19 protein-coding genes are annotated in these 17,398 nt (G+C 71.9%); 8 read left to right on the forward strand and 11 right to left on the reverse strand.

What is annotated here, in order from left to right; genetic code table 11:
* Positions 1-6: 6 nt before the first annotated feature.
* Positions 7-864 carry a PhzF family phenazine biosynthesis protein gene (locus ACGFRG_RS09415; RefSeq protein ID WP_393262833.1) on the reverse strand — a complete coding sequence of 286 codons (858 nt, stop codon included), beginning with the start codon at positions 862-864 and terminating at the stop codon, positions 7-9.
* Between the two features lie 306 nt (positions 865-1,170).
* The gene (locus ACGFRG_RS09420; RefSeq protein ID WP_361425289.1) at positions 1,171-1,935 is read right to left on the reverse strand and encodes an SDR family oxidoreductase; all 765 of its coding nucleotides are present in this window, start codon (positions 1,933-1,935) and stop codon (positions 1,171-1,173) included.
* 179 nt (positions 1,936-2,114) lie between these two features.
* Here ACGFRG_RS09420 and ACGFRG_RS09425 point away from each other — a divergent pair, with 179 nt between their 5' ends.
* Entirely contained in the window at positions 2,115-3,407 is a 1,293-nt protein-coding gene (locus tag ACGFRG_RS09425) for a multidrug effflux MFS transporter (RefSeq protein WP_361425286.1), read from the forward strand.
* A 9-nt stretch (positions 3,408-3,416) separates the two neighbouring features.
* Complete coding sequence (locus ACGFRG_RS09430; protein WP_361425283.1) at positions 3,417-4,406, forward strand: small ribosomal subunit Rsm22 family protein; 990 nt, start codon at positions 3,417-3,419, stop codon at positions 4,404-4,406.
* 164 nt (positions 4,407-4,570) lie between these two features.
* Here the strand turns inward: ACGFRG_RS09430 and ddaH are convergent, their stop codons facing one another.
* Entirely contained in the window at positions 4,571-5,413 is an 843-nt protein-coding gene (gene ddaH / locus ACGFRG_RS09435) for a dimethylargininase (RefSeq protein ID WP_361425280.1), read from the reverse strand.
* A 214-nt stretch (positions 5,414-5,627) separates the two neighbouring features.
* On the opposite strand from ddaH, the gene ACGFRG_RS09440 reads away from it, so the two are divergent.
* Both ACGFRG_RS09440 and ACGFRG_RS09445 read left to right on the forward strand, forming a co-directional pair.
* Positions 5,628-6,338: a TetR/AcrR family transcriptional regulator gene (locus ACGFRG_RS09440; RefSeq protein WP_393262837.1), complete on the forward strand. Its 711-nt coding sequence runs from the start codon at positions 5,628-5,630 to the stop codon at positions 6,336-6,338.
* A 93-nt stretch (positions 6,339-6,431) separates the two neighbouring features.
* Complete coding sequence (locus ACGFRG_RS09445; protein WP_361425273.1) at positions 6,432-7,169, forward strand: bifunctional DNA primase/polymerase; 738 nt, start codon at positions 6,432-6,434, stop codon at positions 7,167-7,169.
* 148 nt (positions 7,170-7,317) lie between these two features.
* Here ACGFRG_RS09445 and ACGFRG_RS09450 read toward each other — a convergent pair whose 3' ends face one another.
* From ACGFRG_RS09450 to efeO, 4 genes are read right to left on the reverse strand one after another with little or no spacing between them, the layout of a single operon-like run.
* The gene (locus tag ACGFRG_RS09450) at positions 7,318-8,289 is read right to left on the reverse strand and encodes a hypothetical protein (protein ID WP_361425455.1); all 972 of its coding nucleotides are present in this window, start codon (positions 8,287-8,289) and stop codon (positions 7,318-7,320) included.
* On the reverse strand, positions 8,177-9,166 hold the full coding sequence (gene efeU, locus ACGFRG_RS09455; RefSeq protein WP_361425270.1) for an iron uptake transporter permease EfeU: 990 nt from the start codon (positions 9,164-9,166) through the stop codon (positions 8,177-8,179). The genes ACGFRG_RS09450 and efeU overlap by 113 nt, the downstream gene beginning before the upstream one ends.
* A gap of 25 nt (positions 9,167-9,191) precedes the next feature.
* A complete protein-coding gene (gene efeB, locus ACGFRG_RS09460) occupies positions 9,192-10,478 on the reverse strand; it encodes an iron uptake transporter deferrochelatase/peroxidase subunit (protein ID WP_393262841.1) in 1,287 nt (428 codons plus the stop codon).
* Positions 10,479-10,512: 34 nt separating this feature from the next.
* Positions 10,513-11,655, reverse strand: coding sequence for an iron uptake system protein EfeO (efeO, locus tag ACGFRG_RS09465; protein WP_393262843.1), 1,143 nt, complete (start codon positions 11,653-11,655; stop codon positions 10,513-10,515).
* A gap of 218 nt (positions 11,656-11,873) precedes the next feature.
* On the opposite strand from efeO, the gene ACGFRG_RS09470 reads away from it, so the two are divergent.
* Positions 11,874-12,542, forward strand: a complete 669-nt coding sequence (locus tag ACGFRG_RS09470) for a PhzF family phenazine biosynthesis protein (RefSeq protein WP_361425261.1) — start codon at positions 11,874-11,876, stop codon at positions 12,540-12,542.
* 225 nt (positions 12,543-12,767) lie between these two features.
* On the opposite strand, the gene ACGFRG_RS09475 is transcribed toward ACGFRG_RS09470, so the two are convergent.
* Positions 12,768-13,418 (reverse strand): biliverdin-producing heme oxygenase, encoded by a 651-nt coding sequence (locus ACGFRG_RS09475; RefSeq protein ID WP_361425258.1) that lies wholly within the window; start codon positions 13,416-13,418, stop codon positions 12,768-12,770.
* Positions 13,419-13,579: 161 nt separating this feature from the next.
* Entirely contained in the window at positions 13,580-14,437 is an 858-nt protein-coding gene (gene map / locus ACGFRG_RS09480) for a type I methionyl aminopeptidase (protein WP_361425255.1), read from the reverse strand.
* A 65-nt stretch (positions 14,438-14,502) separates the two neighbouring features.
* Between map and ACGFRG_RS09485 the strand changes: the two genes are divergently transcribed.
* Positions 14,503-14,730 (forward strand): hypothetical protein, encoded by a 228-nt coding sequence (locus ACGFRG_RS09485; RefSeq protein ID WP_393262847.1) that lies wholly within the window; start codon positions 14,503-14,505, stop codon positions 14,728-14,730.
* 136 nt (positions 14,731-14,866) lie between these two features.
* Here ACGFRG_RS09485 and ACGFRG_RS09490 read toward each other — a convergent pair whose 3' ends face one another.
* On the reverse strand, positions 14,867-15,469 hold the full coding sequence (locus ACGFRG_RS09490; RefSeq protein WP_361425249.1) for a hypothetical protein: 603 nt from the start codon (positions 15,467-15,469) through the stop codon (positions 14,867-14,869).
* Positions 15,470-15,564: 95 nt separating this feature from the next.
* Here ACGFRG_RS09490 and npdG point away from each other — a divergent pair, with 95 nt between their 5' ends.
* Entirely contained in the window at positions 15,565-16,278 is a 714-nt protein-coding gene (npdG, locus tag ACGFRG_RS09495) for an NADPH-dependent F420 reductase (RefSeq protein WP_361425246.1), read from the forward strand.
* A 122-nt stretch (positions 16,279-16,400) separates the two neighbouring features.
* The gene (locus tag ACGFRG_RS09500; protein ID WP_361425243.1) at positions 16,401-16,583 is read left to right on the forward strand and encodes a hypothetical protein; all 183 of its coding nucleotides are present in this window, start codon (positions 16,401-16,403) and stop codon (positions 16,581-16,583) included.
* Here the strand turns inward: ACGFRG_RS09500 and ACGFRG_RS09505 are convergent.
* Positions 16,573-17,376 (reverse strand): site-2 protease family protein, encoded by an 804-nt coding sequence (locus ACGFRG_RS09505; protein ID WP_361425240.1) that lies wholly within the window; start codon positions 17,374-17,376, stop codon positions 16,573-16,575. The two genes, ACGFRG_RS09500 and ACGFRG_RS09505, sit on opposite strands and share 11 nt — an antisense overlap.
* Positions 17,377-17,398: the final 22 nt, after the last annotated feature.

Genomic DNA, 17,398 nt, shown 5'->3' on the forward strand with positions numbered 1-17,398 from the left:
CGCGGGTCACACCGGGATACGGGCGCCCGCGCCGCCGACGTGCACGCGCGGGTCGCCCTTGCGGAGCGTCACCGTCAGGACACCGGGGCGGCCCAGGTCCTCGCCCTGGTGCAGGGTCAGCACCGACTCCTCGGGAACCAGGGCGAGTTCGCGCAGATACGCCCCGAAGGCGGCCGCCGCCGCGCCCGTCGCCGGGTCCTCGACGACCCCGCCGACCGGGAACGGGTTGCGGACGTGGAAGACCGTGTCCGAGGCGCGCCACACCAGTTGCACCGTGACGAGGTCGAGCCGCCGCATCAGCGCGGCGAGCCGTTCGAAGTCGTACGCGAGGTCCGCGAGGCGTTCGCGGGTGGCGGCGGCCAGCACCAGGTGCCGGGCGCCCGCGTACGCGACGCGCGGCGTCAGCGCCGGGTCGAGGTCGGCGGCGGGCCAGTCGAGCGCGGCCAGCGCCTCGGCGAGGTCGTCGGGCGCGATGTCCTCGGTGTGCGGCTCGACGCTGCTGAGGGTGGCGCGCAGGGTGCCGCCGTCCTCGGTGACGGTCACCGGGACCGTACCGGCCCGGGTCGCGAAGACCAGCTCGCCCGGGCCGACCCGCTCGCCCAGGGCCACAGCCGTCGCCACGGTGGCGTGCCCGCAGAAGGGGACCTCGGCCTTCGGGCTGAAGTACCGGATGGTGAACGCCCGCCCGGCCTCCCCGAGCCCCTCGGGCGGCGCGCTCAGGAACGCGGACTCGCTGTACCCCAGCTCGGCGGCGATCGCGAGCATGGCGTCGTGGTCGAGCCCACTCGCATCGAGAACGACCCCGGCGGGGTTGCCTCCGGCCGGATCGGAGGAGAAGGCGGTGTAGCGCAGTACGTTGGTCATGCCCCGCTCAACTCCGGGTGGGGGCAGGGCATTCCCGGTGCCCCTCCGCCGACGCTGTGGGCATGCGTGCCGCCAGGGCGGCACGGGTGGGCACAGCGGCAACCCCGTCCCGCCGGGCTGCGCAACCCCCACTCCGACCCGGCGGCACGCATGCCCACAGCGACGGCGGGGCTAAGGGGCGCGGGCTGTGACATTTGCGGCTCCGCCGCGATGGGGGTCCCCCCTGTTCGAGCGGAGTCGAGAACTTGGGGGAGCGACCAGCCACCCACGGCCCGCAGCCAAAGCACCACACCCCCAGCGAAGCGCTCAGCCCCGCCCGATGTAGGGCATAGCCGTAGCCATCACCGTCGCGAACTGCACATTCGCCTCCAGCGGCAGCGACGCCATATGCAGCACCGTCCGCGCCACATCCCCCGCGTCCATCACCGGCTCCACCGCCAGCGACCCGTTGGCCTGCGGCACCCCCGTGGTCATCCGGGCCGTCATGTCCGTCGCCGCGTTGCCGATGTCGATCTGGCCGACGGCGATCCGGTACGGGCGGCCGTCCAGGGACAGGGACTTGGTCAGGCCCGTCATGGCGTGCTTGGTCGCCGTGTACGCCACCGAGTGCGGGCGCGGCACATGCGCCGAGATCGACCCGTTGTTGATGATCCGGCCGCCCTGCGGCTCCTGCTCCTTCATCTGCCGGAACGCCGCCTGCGCGCACAGGAACGCGCCGTTGAGGTTGGTGTCGACGACGTGTCGCCACGCCTCGTACGCCAGGTCCTCCACCGCCACCCCGCCGGGCCCGAACGTGCCCGCGTTGTTGAAGAGCAGGTCGAGCCGCCCGAACCGGTCCCGTACGGCCGTGAACAGGGCCGCGACCTCGTCCGGGGACGTCACGTCGGTGCGGACCGCGAGGACGGACGCGTCCGGGCCGGCCAGCTCGGCGGTCTCGGTCAGGGTCTCGGTCCGGCGGCCCGCGAGCGCCACCGACCAGCCCGCCGCGGCCAGGGTGAGCGCCACGGAGCGGCCGATGCCCGAGCCGGCGCCGGTGACGACGGCGGTCTTGCGCGCTGCGGATGCGTTCATGGGCGCGAGCGTACGGGAGCGGTCCGCGCACCGGACCGTGTCGTCCGCGATGTGAGCGGGGCGGGGGCGCGGGCGCGACGAAGCCAGGCATCCGCCGAACACCACCGCGTACGCCGTGGTGTCGAGCACCCCCGCCCGGCTGAGAGCATGGGTACTTGAAACGGCAACTAGGAGACACCATGGCGGAGCCCGGGCAGGCGACCGAAGGACACATACCGGCACCCACGTCCGCTCCGAGCGCGGCGGGCGCCGCCGCCCGCCGTGCCTCTCTCCTCGTCACCCTCGTCCTCGGCGGGCTCACCGCGCTCCCGCCGCTCTCCATGGACATGTACCTGCCCGCCCTGCCGGAGGTCACCGGCGCGCTGCACGCGCCCGCCGCCACCGTCCAGCTCACCCTCACCGCGTGCCTGGCGGGCATGGCGCTCGGTCAGCTGGTGGTCGGGCCGATGAGCGACAAGTGGGGGCGCCGCAGGCCGCTGCTCATCGGCATGGTCGTGTACGTGCTGGCCACCGCCGTGTGCGCGTTCGCCCCGGACGCCGGGCTGCTCATCGCCTTCCGGTTGCTCCAGGGCCTGGCGGGCGCGGCGGGCATCGTCATCGCGCGGGCCGTGGTGCGCGATCTGTACGACGGCGTGGAGATGGCCCGGTTCTTCTCCACCCTGATGCTGATCTCCGGCGCCGCCCCCGTCGTCGCCCCGCTCATCGGTGGTCAGGTGCTGCGGCTGACCGACTGGCGCGGGGTGTTCGTGGTCCTGACCGTCGTCGGACTGCTGCTCACCCTCTTCGTAGGCAAGTTCCTCGGCGAGACGCTGCCGCCCGAGCGGCGGCACGAGGGCGGGGTCGGCGAGGCGCTGCGCACCATGGGCGGGCTGCTGCGCGACCGGGTCTTCACCGGCTACATGCTGGCCGGCGGCCTCGCCTTCGCCGCGCTTTTCGCGTACATCTCGGCCTCCCCGTTCGTGATCCAGGAGATCTACGGGGCCTCGCCGCAGACCTTCTCCCTCCTCTTCGGGCTCAACTCGGTCGGCCTGGTCGCCGCCGGGCAGATCAACGGCAAGCTGCTGGTCGGCCGGGTCAGCCTGGACAAGGTGCTCGGCTGCGCCCTGAGCGTGGTCGTGCTGGCGGCGCTGGCGCTGCTCGTGATGACGTCCGGGGTGTTCGGGAGGCCCGGGCTCGCGCCGGTCGCGGCCGGGCTGTTCGTGCTGATGTCGGCGATGGGCATGGCCACGCCCAACACCACCGCCCAGGCCCTGATGCGCACCCCGCACGCGGCGGGCTCCGCGTCCGCGCTGCTCGGTACCTCCTCGTTCCTGATCGGCGCGGTGGCGTCCCCGCTGGTCGGCATCGCGGGCGAGGCCACGGCGGTCCCGATGGCCGTGGTCCAACTCGCCTCGGGCGTCGCCGCGCTGCTCTGCTTCCTGCTGCTGTGCCGCCCCTGGCGGCGCGCCGCCGAGGCCGCGCCGCGACCGTAGAATCCCCAGGTGAACGAGAACGTGCCCGTCCCGGAAGCCCTGCGCTCCGCCCTCGCCGGACTGCTCGACGGACTGCCGCCGTCGCAGGCCGCGCGGGCCGTCGACCGGCTGATCGCCAACTACCGGGGTGCCACCCAGACCCACGCCCCGGTGCTGCGCGACCGCTCCGACGTGGCCGCGTACGCCGCGTACCGCATGCCCGCGACCTTCGAGGCCGTACGGTCCGCCCTCGCCGCCCTCCAGGACGCGGCCCCGGACTGGGCCCCGGCCACCCACACCGACATCGGCGGCGGCACGGGCGCGGCGAGCTGGGCGGTCGCCGAGGCGTGGGAGACCGCGACGACGGTCCTCGACTGGGCCGAGCCCGCGCTCGCGATCGGCCGCGAACTCGCCGAGTCCTCCCAGATCCCCGGGCTGCGCGCGGTCCGCTGGGAGCGGGCCCGGATCGGTACGGCGCTGAACCTGGCGGAGACCGACCTCATCACCGTCTCGTACGTCCTGAACGAGCTGACCGTCGAGGACCGCCAGGCCCTCGTGGACGCCGCGGCGCGCGCCGCGACCGGCGCCGTGGTCATCGTCGAGCCCGGCACCCCCGACGGCTACACCCGGATCATCGAGGCCCGGGACCGGCTGATCGCGGCCGGGTTCACCGTCGCCGCGCCCTGCCCGCACAGCGCCGCCTGCCCCATCGAGCCCGGCACGGACTGGTGCCACTTCTCGGCCCGGGTCAGCCGCTCGTCCCTGCACCGCCAGGTCAAGGGCGGATCGCTGGCGTACGAGGACGAGAAGTTCAGCTATGTGGCGGCGGTACGGGGGGCGGCCGAGCCCGCCGTGAACCGGGTCGTGCGGCGGCCCCAGATCCGCAAGGGGCAGGTGTTGCTGGACCTGTGCACGGTGGAGGAGGTCCTGCGGCGCGAGACGGTCACGAAGCGCCACGGTGTTCTGTACCGGGCCGCCCGGGACGCGGAGTGGGGCGACGCGTGGCCTCCGGCCGGGTAGACCGCGTATTTCGGCTGCGGGCCGGTGGGGGCTTGTCGCGCAGTTCCCCGCGCCCCTAAAGGAGGGCCCGAAGGGCCCATCAAGGGGCGCGGGGCTGTGACATTTGCGGCTCCGCCGCGTGGGCGCGAGCAACCCGAGACGGTCCGCAGCCGAACGCGAAGCGGCTAGCCGCGCAGCTCCTGCGTGCAGCACTTCACACTGCCGCCGCCCTTGAGCAGCTCACCCAGATCCATCCCCACGGGAACAAAGCCCCGCTCCCGCAGGGACGAGAACAACCCCACCGCGCCCTGCGGCAGCAGCACATGAAGACCGTCACTCACCGCGTTGAGCCCCAGCGCCCCCGCGTCCTCCTGCGAGGCGATCACCGCGTCCGGGAAGAGCCGCGCGAGGACGGCCCGGCTGCCGGGCGAGAACGCGCCGGGGTAGTACATGATCTCGTCGGCCGAGTCGTCGAGCACACACAGGGCCGTGTCCAGGTGGTAGTAGCGCGGGTCGACGAGATCGAGCCCGATCACCGGGCGCCCGAAGAACTCCTGGGCCTCGTCGTGCGAGAGCGGGCTGGACCGGAAGCCGCGCCCGGCCAGCAGATAGGACGCGGTGACGGCGAAGTCGCCCTCGCCCTCGTTGATGTGGGCCGGCTCGTGGATCTCGGTGAAGCCGTGCGTACGGAACCAGTCCAGATGGGCCTCGGCCTCCGCCTCCCGTTCCGGGTGGGCGAAGCGGGCGCCCAGGACCCGGCCGTCGATGACGGTGGCCCCGTTGGCGGCGAAGACCATGTCGGGCAGGTCGGGGCGGGGGTCGAGCAGCTCGACGGTGTGGCCGAGCGCCCGGTAGCGGTCGCGCAGGTCCTCCCACTGGGCCAGGGCCAGCGGCAGATCGACGGGCTTGGCGGGATCCATCCAGGGATTGATGGAGTACGTGACCTTGAAGTGTGCCGGTGGGCACATCAGATAGCGCCGGGGTCTGGCGACTCGGGGTGCGCGGAGGTCACGGGTCTCACTGAGCAATGAGGGCTCCTCACGGACGACTTCGGCCGCACGCGTCGCGGCCGCGGCGCGTGGTCAGCCCATGGTGCGTCGTCACGGGCGTTCGCGCAGTGATCCATCCGGGTGTTTTTCGCCGCGTAACGCGCTGTTGCCCCGCGCGCGCCCCTTGACATCCGGACGAAAGCCCCACGGTGGAGACGATACGTTTCGCCTCGATGGCGCTAGGATCCCCGCCATGGCGAACAAGGCGCAGGCGGGGACAGCGGCCACGGCGGGGGCGACGGCGGGGACCGGGACGGGGACGCGTACGGGAACCGGGACCGGGTCGGGGTCCGGAACCGGGTCCGGGACCGGCAAGGCGCCCGACTCCGCCCGCCGCAGCGAGCGCTCGCGGCGCGCGATCTACGACGCCGCGCTCTCCCTCGTGGGCGAGGCGGGATACGCCAGGACCACCATCGAGGGCATCGCCGCCCGCGCCGGGGTCGGCAAGCAGACCATCTACCGCTGGTGGCCCTCGAAGGCGGCGGTCCTCCTCGAAGCGTTCGTCGACCTCAGCCACCAGGCCGTCCAGGGCGAGGTGTCGCTGCCCGACACCGGGGACCTGGAGGCCGACCTCAAGCTGGTGCTGCGCGCCACCGTGGACGAGCTCAACGACACCGCGACCGAGGCGCCGTACCGCGCGCTCGCCGCCGAGGGCGTCGTCGACGCGGAACTGGGCGCCCAGTTCGTGCAGCAACTGCTCGAACCCCAGCTCCGGCTGTACGTCGACCGGCTGCGGGCGGCCCAGGACGCGGGCGAGGTACGGGCCGACGTCGACCCGCGCACGGCCCTGGAACTGCTGGTGGGGCCGCTTTCCCACCGCTGGCTGCTGCGTACCCTCCCGCTCACGCACGCCTACGCGGACACCGTCGTCGAATACGCCCTGCGCGGACTCGCCCCCCGCTGAGGCCCCGGGATGGGGGGTACGGCCTCGGCGCGGGCGCGATGGTGGGACCATGGGGGGAGGTTCTCGCGGGGCAACGGTGAGGTGAGGGGATAGATGGGCGCGGAGTACGGGCGTTCCGGCAGCTCGCAGAGCAAGCTGTCCCGCTGGCTGCGCAGGCGCCCCAAGGACGCCCCCGGCGCCGACGCGGACCGCCTGGCGCAGCTGTTGGCCGTCGCCGCCGCGAAGCTGCCGATCGCGCCCGCCGCGTATCCGGCCGGTTATCGATGTTCGTGCGAGCGGGTCGGCTGTCCGACTCCGGCGCGCCATCCGGTCTCGTTCGCCTGGCAGACCCAGTCGACCACCGACCGCGCCCAGATCGAGCGCTGGGCGCTCGGCCAGAGCGAGGCGAACTTCATCACCGCGACGGGCATGGTCCACGACGTGCTCGACGTACCTCTTGAGGCGGGCCGCGAGGCCCTGGAGCGGCTGCTCGCCGAGGGCATCGACGTCGGCCCGGTCGCCGAGTCAGGCGGCACCGGCGACCAGGCCCGGATGCTGTTCTTCACGGCGACGCGGGGGACGCCGGAGGACGAGGACGAGTGGTGGCCGTGCGAGCTGGACTGCCACCCCGAGACGATGGACGAACACCCCGGCCTGCGCTGGCACTGCCGCGGCAGCTACGTCCTGATCCCCCCGGCCCGCCTCCCCGGCGACCACGAGGTGACGTGGGTACGCGGCCCGGAGCATGAGCTGCCGGACCCGTTGACGCTCCTGGAAACACTGACGGACGCGTGCGGCCGCTACGCGGGAACCGGGGACGCCCACGCGGTGGCATGGCCTTTGGGACGCTGAGCGCGCCAAGTCTTTAATCATTTAGGGGCGCGGGGCTGTGACATTTGCGGCTCCGCCGCGATGGGGGTCCCCCTGCTCCTTGAGAGCTTGGGGGAGCGACCAGCCGAGGCCGGTCCGCAGTCAAACAACAAGCACCCGGAGCGAAGCGCTACTCGCCCTTGGCCGACGTCAACCCCTGCAAGCGGTTGATCACCACGACCGGACCCTGTCCCGCGGGGACACGCGCCGCCTCGTCCGAGACCCGCTCCTTCGTCAGGGCCGACCGCGCGTCGCCGGTCATCAGCGCGCGTACGTCCGGGCTGACGTTCAGGCGGACGCCCTTCGCCGCCGTCTGGCGTTCGTAGTGGCGGGTGGCGAAGAAGGCGAGGGCGCCGCCGTCGCGGGTGCGCAGGGCCAGCGGGGCGAAGTCGCCGCTGTCGAGCGGCTGGTCCACGTACTGCGTGGACATACCCGGCAGCGTCGCGTTCTTCTTGCGCAGCGTGCGCCACTCGCTGGTGTTCGGGCCGGGCGCGAAGTTCTCGGGACGGCCCGACTGCAGGTACGAGGCGTACTGCCCGCTCAGATCCTTCGGGGCCACCGCGAGCCCGGTGTCGTCCGGCCGTACCGGCTCGGCCCAGCCGTCCTTGTCCAGGGCGAAGACCGGTATCTCCTTGGGGCCCAGCACCAGCAGGTGGGCCACCTTCCAGACGTCCCGCGGCCCGCTGCGGACGAAGACGAGCAGCCAGCGCGTGTCGCCCGCGCCCGTGTCCTGGTCGCGGTTGGAGTCGGTGTCCGCGACGAACCACCGGGGCCAGCCGGCCTTCTTCGGTATCGCGTACTTCGCGTCCGTCAGCGCCAGCGGCACATGCTGCGGATTGCCGCCGGGGTTCGTCACCCGGCGGGCCTTGAGCCCGGCCTGGTTGATCGCCCCGAGCGGACCGGAGACCCGGCCCGCGTCGAGGGCCGGGTCATAGGCCTTGTCGGCCCTGTTGTACGCGTCCGTGAAGTCCCTGAGCGCCTGTGCGGCCTCAGCCCTGGTCGCCGACGGGACTACTTCCCGCTCGCCGTGCACCGTCACGCAGCCGCTCGCCGTCACCGTCAGCACGGTCACCGCCGCGAGCGCGGCCGTCAGCCGACTCACCCTGCTCATGGACTGCCTTCTGCCCCTCGCCCTTGACGTCCGCGGGCTTCTTGGCGCCCGAGGACTTCGCGAACCCTACCGGGGCGAAGAACACGGCGAGCGTGGGGATGAGGTACAGCGCCCACACCGTGACCTGGAGGACGGTCGGGTCGGGCTGGAAGTTCAGGACGCCCTTGAGGACCGTGCCGTACCAGCTGTCCGGCGGGATCGTGGAACTGATGTCGAACGCCAGGCTGTTGATGCCGGGGATGAAGTCGGCCTCCTGGAGGTCGTGCACGCCGTACGCGAGCACGCCCGCCGCCACGACGACCAGCATCGCGCCGGTCCAGGTGAAGAACTTCGCCAGGTTGATCTTGAGCGCGCCCCGGTAGAAGAGCCAGCCGAGGAAGACCGCGGTGCCGAGGCCCAGCAGCGCGCCGATCAGCGGGTCGGTGTTGCCGCTGTCGGAGCCGGCCGCGTGCACCGACGTCCAGACGAACAGCGAGGTCTCCAGGCCCTCCCGGCCGACCGCGAGGAACGCGGTGGCGACGAGCGCGCCGGTGCCGAGCCGCAGCGCCGCGTCCAGCTTGCCCTGGAGCTCGGACTTCAGGAACCGCGCGGTGCGCCGCATCCAGAAGACCATCCACGTCACCAGGCAGACGGCGACGACCGACAGCGAGCCGCCGAGCGCCTCCTGTGCCTTGAACGTCATCTCCTGCGAGCCGAACTCCAGGCCCGCGCCGAAGCCCAGCGCGACCAGGACGGCCACGGCGATGCCGATCCAGATGGGCCGCAGCGCCTCGCGGTGGCCGGTCTTGACCAGGTACGCGACGAGGATGCAGACGACCAGGCTGGCCTCAAGACCCTCGCGCAGGCCGATCAGATAATTGCCGAACATTCGTTTCCCCTCAGCCCTCGGCCGATCAGCTGAACAGTGCCCGGCCCCACCAGTCGCCCTTGTCGCGGACGCCCGGAGGGACGGCGAAAATCGCCGAACTCACATGCTGGATGTACTCGTTGAGCGCGTCGTTGCGCGCCAGGCTGCGCTGCACCGGCAGGAAGCCCTTGCGGACGTCGCGCTGGTACGCGAGGAAGAACAGACCGGCGTCCAGGCGGCCGAGGCCGTCCGTGCCGTCGGTGAAGGAGTAGCCGCGGCGCAGGATCGTCGCCCCGTCGTTGGAGTCGGGGTGCGCCAGGCGCACGTGCGCGGTCGGCTTCATCGCCTTCAGGAACGGCTCGTCGCGCTCCTTGGCCTTGCCGACCGGGGCGCCCTCGCCCTTGTCGCGCCCGAAGACGTCCTCCTGCTCCTGCAGACCCGTGCGGTCCCAGGCCTCGATGTGCATCCGGATGCGCCGGGCCACCAGGTAGGAGCCGCCCGTCATCCAGGGCGAGCCGTCCTTCTCGCCGACCCAGACGTGCTGGTCGAGGGCGGCGGCGTCGGTGCCGGAGACGTTCCGGGTGCCGTCCTTGAAGCCCATCATGTTGCGCGGCGTCTGCGCGTCGGGCGTCGTCGACGACGTCTTGCCGAAGCCCAGCTGCGACCAGCGCACCGCGGCCTTGCCCATGCCGATACGGGCCAGGTTGCGGATCGCGTGCACCGCGACCTGCGGGTCGTCCGCGCACGCCTGGACGCACAGGTCGCCGTCGCTGCGGGCCGGGTCGAGGTTGTCGTGCGGGAACTTCTCGATGTCGACCAGCGCCTCGGGCCGCTTGCCCTCCAGGCCGAAGCGGCCCTTGGCGAACAGGGAGGGGCCGAAGCCGATGGTCAGGGTGAGCCGGGACGGCTTGAGGCCCAGCGCCTCACCGGTGTCGTCCGGCGGCGCCTCCGCGAGCCCGCCGTACGCGCCCTCGCCGACCGTCTGGCCCGCGGTCATCCGGGCGGCGGCAGCCGTCCAGTCCTTGAGGAGCTGGATCAGCTCGCCGCGGTCCTTGGTGGTCACGTCGAACGCGGCGAAGTGCAGCCGGTCCTGGACGGCGGTGGCGATACCGGCCTGGTGGGCGCCGTAGAACGGCACGGCCGCGCCGCTGTCGGCGGCGGGCACCGCGTCGGAGCCGTCCCCGCGCACGACGGCGACGGCGCCGCCGGCGGCCGCGGCCCCCAGGGCCAGCCCCGCACCGCCCCAGCCCAGCAGTGAACGCCGGGACGGGGCCGCGGACTTGGCGTCCTGGGTGGCGTCGGTGGTGGTGCCCGCGTCAGTGGTGTCGCTCATGGCTGATTCCCCTCCTGTTCCTCTGCGTGCCGGATTACTTGGCGACGGCCGCGGCGAGCTTCGACAGCGGCTCGCCCAGCGCGTTCACGCCGTCGGAGAGCTGCTTGCGGTCGCTCTCGCCGACCTTGTCGTACGACGTGAAGTCGTAGGAGTTCTTGTCGGTGCGGTACTTGTCGAGCTGGGCCTCGATCGCCGCGAACTGCTTGTCCAGCTCGGCCGTCAGCTTCGGGTCGTTCTTGGCGGCGACCGGCTTGAGGAGCTCGTACGCCTGCTGCGCGCCCTCGACGTTCGCCTTGAAGTCGACCAGGTCGGTGTGGCTGTACCGCTCCTCCTCACCGGTGATCTTGTTACGGGCGACCTCGTCCAGGAGCTCCTTGGCGCCGTTGGCCATGGAGGTCGGCGTGATCTCGGCGGTGCCGACGCGCTTGTGCCAGTCGGCGATGTCCTTGTCGAGCTGGACGCCGAGCTTCTTCTCGTCGTCGCCGATCTTCCCGTCGGTCCACAGCGCCTTCTCCAGGCGGTGCCAGCCGGTCCACGTCTGGCCCTTCTCCAGGCCGTCCTCGCGGGTGTCGGTCTTCGGGTCGATGTCACCGAACGACTCGGCGACCGGCTCGGTGCGCTCCCAGCCGATCCGGGACGGGGCGTACGCCTTCTTCGCGCCCTCGACGTCACCGGCGGCGATGGCGTCGGTGAACGTCTTCAGCTTCGGCAGGGTCTCGTCCGCCTGCTGCTGCACGTACTTGCGGTACGCGGCGACCGCCGCGTCCAGCTTCGGGTCGCGCTTGGCGGTCTCGGCGCCGCCGGTGACGGTGATCTTCTGACGGATGCCGTCGCCCTTCATGCCGGGCTTGCAGGCGATCTCGTACGAGCCGGCCTTCACCTCGGCGGTGAGGTTCTGCTTCAGGCCCGGGCCGATGTTCTCGCGCTCGGCGACGATGCGGTCGTCCGGGAAGAGCAGATAGACCTCGGTGACCTTGGAGCCCTTGTTCTCGATCGCCAGCTGGACGTGCCCGGCCGCGAACTCGGTCTTCGAGACCTCGCACGCCTTGTCGGACGCGGTGACCTTGATGGCGCCGTCCGCGCCGGAGGAGTCGCTCTTCGAGGAGCAGCCCGTGACGGCGGCCAGAGCCGCGACGGTCGTGGCGGCGGTGACTACGGAGAGGCGGACGGCTCGCATGCGGGCTCCATGCTGGTTTCGGTCAGTGGGTGAGGCGGACCTAACTTAACCGAGGCTTACCTGACCGATACCCACCGGGTCCGTGATTCAGCTCTCACCACGTGCTCACTTGTAGCCATCGATAACAGGCCAATCACAGGACGGCCATGACGAGGTCAAGGGACGGTCAAGGGGTGCTCGGTCCGCGCGCGGGTTGTTGAATGCGGTTGAATGCGTACGTGAGGGAAACCGCCGTACTCATCGACGTACTCAGGGTCTTCTGCGGCCCCGACGGCCACCACGGGAACGCTCTCGGGGTGGTGCGCGAGGGATCCGTGCTGCCCGACGAGGCGGCGCGGCAGGCGCTGGCCAAGGAACTCGGCTTCAGCGAGACGGTGTTCGTCGACGACCCCGAGCGCGGCGCGGTCGACATCTACACGCCGGGCGTGCGGCTGCCGTTCGCGGGCCACCCGCTGGTCGGGGCGGCCTGGCTGCTCGACGTCGACGTGCTCGACCTGGCCGTCGGCGAGATCTTCGCGCGCCAGGACGGCGAGTTCACCTGGATCACCGCCCGCGCCGGGTGGGCCCCGCCGCGCACACTGCGCCAGTACGCCTCGGCCGCCGAGGTGGACGCGCTCGACGTGCCTGAGCCGGGGGAGTGGGTGTACGCCTGGGCCTGGGAGGACGAGGCGGCCGGCCGCGTCCGAGCCCGCGCGTTCCCGGGCCGCGGCGACGGCATAACCGAGGACGAGGCGACGGGCGCGGCGGCCCTGCTCCTCACGTCCCACCTGGGCCGGGCCCTGAACATCACCCAGGGCAAGGGCTCCCAACTCCTCACGGCCCCGGCCCCGGACGACCTGATAGAGCTGGGCGGCAGGGTGCGGCTGGAGCACACGATCACACGCTGAGGGTACGGTCCTTGGGGGCCCGCAGGGCCCTTCAAGGGGCGCGGGGCTGTGACATGTGCGGCTCCGCCGCGATGGGGGTCCCCCCTGTTCGAGCGGAGTCGAGAACTTGTGGGAGCGACCAGCCACAACGGCGCCGCACCTGACCGGGGGCCTCTGGGGGCGCGGGGAACTGCGCGAGCAACCTGGCGCGGTCCGCAGCCGAACACACCACGCCCCCGCGGAGCGTCACGCGCTGAGCGGGAACTCCTCACCCAGCTCCCAGAACACCGCACTGTTGAGTGCAAAGGCCCGCTTGCACTCATCAATCATCCGCTTCTTCTCCAGCTCGTCGACGTCCACCGCGTCCAGCGACTCCCGATACCCCCGCTTGAACGCCGCCGGGTTCGCGATCGACTCGAACACATAGAACCGCACGCCGTCCCCCTTGCGCGCGAACCCCCACGTCCGCTCCGCCCGGTCGCGGATGATCTGGCCACCGGACAGGTCGCCGAGGTACCGCGTGTAGTGGTGCGCCACGTACCCGGCGGGCCAGGTCACGGCACACTCGCGCACCCGGGCCGCGTAGGCCCGGGTGGAGGGGAGCGGGGCGGCGGATCGCCGCCAGCCCTCGCCCCGCAGATGCGTCAGATCCCGCTCCAGCGACTCCGTACGCATCAGCTCGGAGTGGATGAAGGGGCCCGCGACCGGGTCCCGGCGCAGCGCCCCCGCGCCCTCCTCCAGGGCCTGGTACACGAACCACAGCTGCTCGGTGTAGCGCGCGTACGCCTCCACGCCGAGCCGCCCGCCCAGCAGGTCGCTCATGAAGCGGGAGGTCTCGGCCTCGGTGTGCTGCTCGTGCGACGCCGTACGGATGAGGGTGGAGAAGGGCGTGTCCAAGGCGTGCCTCCGGAGACCGAGGGGTACGGGAACCAGCCCGATCCTTCTACTTAGGCTTACCTAAGTCAACTGGTTCCCGACATCCTGTCGGTAAAGGTGTACCCCTTTGAGCCGCCCGGACAACACGGATCAACCCGGGGCAACACGGGCCGGGCCCGGCGTCACGGCAGCGTGAGAATCTCCGCGCCCGTCTCGGTCACGACCAGTGTGTGCTCGAACTGGGCGGTCCGCTTGCGGTCCCGGGTGACGACCGTCCAGCCGTCCTCCCACATGTCGTACTCGTGCGTGCCGAGCGTGAGCATCGGCTCGATGGTGAACGTCATGCCCGGCTTGATCACGGTCGTGGCGTGCGGCGCGTCGTAGTGCGGCACGATCAGGCCGGAGTGGAAGGCGGTGCTGATGCCGTGCCCGGTGAAGTCCCGCACGACGCCGTAGCCGAACCGCTTCGCGTACGACTCGATGACCCGGCCGATGATGTTGATCTGGCGGCCCGGCTTGACGGCCTTGATGGCGCGGTTCAGCGACTCACGGGTCCGCTCGACCAGCAGCTTCGACTCCTCGTCGACGTCGCCGCAGAAGTACGTGGCGTTGTTGTCGCCGTGCACCCCGCCGATGTACGCGGTGACGTCCAGGTTCACGATGTCGCCGTCGTTCAGGACGGTCGAGTCCGGGATGCCGTGGCAGATGACCTCGTTGACCGAGCTGCACAGGGACTTCGGGAAGCCCCGGTAGCCGAGCGTCGAGGGGTACGCGCCGTGGTCGCACATGTACTCGTGCGCGACCCGGTCGAGCTCGTCGGTGGTCACGCCGGGCGCGATGAGCTTGGCGGCCTCCTCCATCGCCCGCGCGGCGATGCGGCCCGCGATCCGCATCAGCTCAATCGTTTCGGCGGTCTGCACCTCGGGGCCGGTGTACGGCGTGGGCATCGGCTTCCCGACGTACTCGGGACGCCGGATGTTCCCCGGGACGGAGCGGATGGGAGAGAGCTCCCCTGGTACGAGCAGCGACTGGCCAGACATACCGGCGAGTCTATCGAGCCCCCTTGGGGCAGCATGGTCCAGAAGGCCCGAGGAAGGAGCCTGTCATGGCCCTGTTCAAGAAGCGCACGGTCGGCAAGCCGGGCGAGTGGTACTACTGCCTCGTCCACCACAAGGTCGAGGAAGGCCCGGAATGCCCGGCCAAGGACCGCTTCGGTCCGTACGGGACCCGCGAGGAAGCGGAACACGCGATGCAGTCCGCCCAGGAACGCAACCTGGAGTGGGAGAACGACCCGAGATGGCACGACAAGTCGCCGGAACAGGGGGACGACTGAGCCCGGACCGGCCCGGCCCGTCCGCCTGGACTCCGCCTGCCCCGCCGTCCGTGTGGGCGCCCGGGCCCACGGTCCGCGGACGAAAGGGGGTTCGGGGCGCAGCCCCGGTCAGGTGAGGCCCGCACGCGCGAGGCCATCACCACCGCGCCGGCGGCGGCGACGTCAGCTGGTCCGCCAGGCGCGACAGCCGGTCGCGGAAGCGGCGGCGGCCGCGCTGCACCGGCAGGCCGTTCTCGCCCGCCGCCGCGCTCACCAGGTGCTGCACCATGTCGAGGTCCACCTCCCCGCCCGGCTCGACCGTCAGCGACTCGTGGACCAGGCCCCGCACCTCGCGGTCGCCCCCGTCGAGCGCCAGCACGGTCGCCCCGGCCCGCCGCGCGTCGTGCATCCGCTCCAGGAGACCCGGCGCGGGCCGGTCCGGCGCCACCACCAGCAGCGTCTCGCCCCGCCCGGCCGCCTCCAGCCTGCCCAGGCCCACCGACAGATGGGGTCCCCGGCCCGGCTCGACGTGGTGGCGGACCAGCGTCGGGGTCAGCTCCGCCACCCCGGACCAGGCGGCCTCGTCGGTGAGGTGGGCCGCCAGATGCCACGGCTCGTACTCCTCGGTGCCGACCAGCAGCAGCCCCCCGCCGTGCGGCACCACGGACGACCGCAGCACCCCGGCGAACCGGCGGGTGCCGCGCAGCCACTCCGTCCCGGCGAGGACTTCCCGTAACAGTGCGACGCGTACGGCATCCATGGCCCGGCATCCTGCCGCACCTCGCGCCCCGTTGGGGCTCATCGGCCGCACGGCCACCCGAACGGGCAACCAGGGGCGCGGCGTAAGGTCGCTCCATGACTTCCAGTGACAGCGCCGAGAACGCCCCGAAGCCCGCCGCCAAGGACCCGTGGGACCTGCCCGACGTCTCCGGTCTGGTCGTCGGCGTCCTCGGTGGCACCGGTGACCAGGGGCGCGGGCTCGCCTACCGGCTGGCCCGGGCCGGCCAGAAGGTGATCATCGGCTCGCGGGCCGCCGAGCGGGCCCGGGCCGCAGCCGACGAGCTGGGCCTCGGCGTCGAGGGCGCGGACAACGCCGAGTGCGCCCGGCGCAGCGACATCGTGATCGTCGCCGTGCCGTGGGACGGGCACGCCAAGACCCTTGAGGCGCTGCGCGAGGAGCTGGCGGGCAAGCTCGTCGTCGACTGCGTCAACCCGCTCGGCTTCGACAAGAAGGGCGCGTACGCCCTCAAGCCCGAGGAGGGCAGCGCCGCCGAGCAGGCCGCCGCCCTGCTGCCCGACTCGCGCGTCACCGCCGCCTTCCACCACCTCTCGGCCGTCCTGCTCCAGGACGCCTCGATCGAGGAGATCGACACCGATGTGATGGTGCTCGGCGAGAGCCGCGCCGACACCGACCTGGTCCAGGCGCTGGCCGCCCGGATCCCGGGGATGCGGGGGGTCTTCGCGGGCCGCCTGCGTAACGCCCACCAGGTGGAGTCGCTGGTCGCCAACCTGATCTCGGTCAACCGCCGCTACAAGGCGCACGCCGGCCTGCGCGTGACCGACATCTAGGACGGAAGCAACCGTCCGGGACCGGCGCAATAAGGACGTACGCGACCTACGTCCCGCACCGGTCGGGGCATGGGGGACACTGGACGGGCATCAGCGCCGTACCCGGACAGGAGCCGACCCCCATGCCCCGCCTCGCTCTGTACGCCCTCGCCGTCTGTGTCCTCGCGGTCGCCGCGGCCGTGGTCTCCTTCGTCGAGGGCAACTGGACCGGGATCGTCTGGATCCTGCTCGCCGGGCTCTCCTCCAACATGGCCTGGTACTACCTGCGCAAGGCCAAGGCGCAGCGCGCCGCCGTCAGCCGGTGAGCGACGGGATGTCGGACGTGTGCTCCCAGAAGCGGTAGAGGCGCTGGCCCCAGTACGTGTCGTACTCGCTGACGCCGAGGGCGCGCAGGACGCTGTGTATCGCGTCGAAGAACGCGTGGTTGACCGCGGGCAGCAGCCACAGGCAGGCGAAGACCGCGAGCAGCCCGAAGGGCGCGATCGCCTCGAACTGACGGCGCAGGCCCGGTGAGAGCCAGGGCTCGATCACCCCGTACCCGTCCAGGCCCGGGACCGGCAGGAAGTTCAGGATCGCGGCCGTCACCTGGAGCAGCGCCAGGAACGCCAGCGCCAGGCGGAACCCGGTCGGCACGCCGTCCAGCGCGTGCAGCCAGAACGGCGCCGTGCAGACCACGGCGAACAGCACATTGGTGAGCGGGCCCGCCGCCGAGACCAGGCTGTGCTTCCAGCGGCCCCGGATCCGGCCGCGCTCGATGAAGACCGCGCCGCCGGGCAGCCCGATACCGCCCATGATCACGAAGATGACCGGCAGCACGATCGACAGCATCGCGTGCGTGTACCTCAGCGGGTTCAGCGTCAGATAGCCCTTGGCACCGACCGAGATGTCGCCGCTGTGCAGCGCGGTGCGGGCGTGCGCGTACTCGTGCAGGCACAGCGAGACCACCCAGGCGGACGTCACGAACAGGAAGACGGCGAAGCCCGGCTTGTTCGCGAACCCCGTCCACACCGCCCATCCGCTGACCGCCATGACGGCGACGATCCCCAGGAAGACCGGGCTGATCCTCCGGTCGCTGCGGCGCGGGGTGACGGTGGCCATGTGCGGGGCTCCTGGGGTGGAG

It is taken from the genome of Streptomyces sp. NPDC048696 (assembly GCF_043198895.1).
Classification (GTDB): domain Bacteria; phylum Actinomycetota; class Actinomycetes; order Streptomycetales; family Streptomycetaceae; genus Streptomyces.